Genomic DNA, 255 nt, shown 5'->3' with positions numbered 1-255 from the left:
CAGTCCCGCTGGCACTGTGGTCTGCGCACCACGAAGGTGGCGTCATCGACCGCGTCATCAGCGCCGCGACGTTCGGTGTCCTGTCGGTCCCGAGCTTCCTCGCCGGCTTGCTGCTCATCATGGTCACCGTCAACTGGCTCGGCTGGTTCCCGCGTTCACAGTGGGTTCGCATCGGCGAAAGCCTCTCCGGAAACCTCTCTCACGCAATACTTCCCGCGATCACCATCAGCCTCCTCGAGATGGCGATGTTCACTC

The 255-nt window shown here is 62.7% G+C and carries 1 pseudogene; it reads left to right on the top strand.

Going from position 1 to position 255, the window contains the following annotated elements:
• Nucleotides 1-255 (top strand): annotated as a pseudogene (locus MTX36_RS29615) (ABC transporter permease); the annotation flags it as partial.

It is taken from the genome of Rhodococcus sp. ARC_M6, assembly GCF_022810305.1.
Taxonomy (GTDB): domain Bacteria; phylum Actinomycetota; class Actinomycetes; order Mycobacteriales; family Mycobacteriaceae; genus Rhodococcus_F.
Note: the sequence above shows the minus strand (reverse complement) of the source record. Positions and strands in the feature narration are given on the sequence as shown.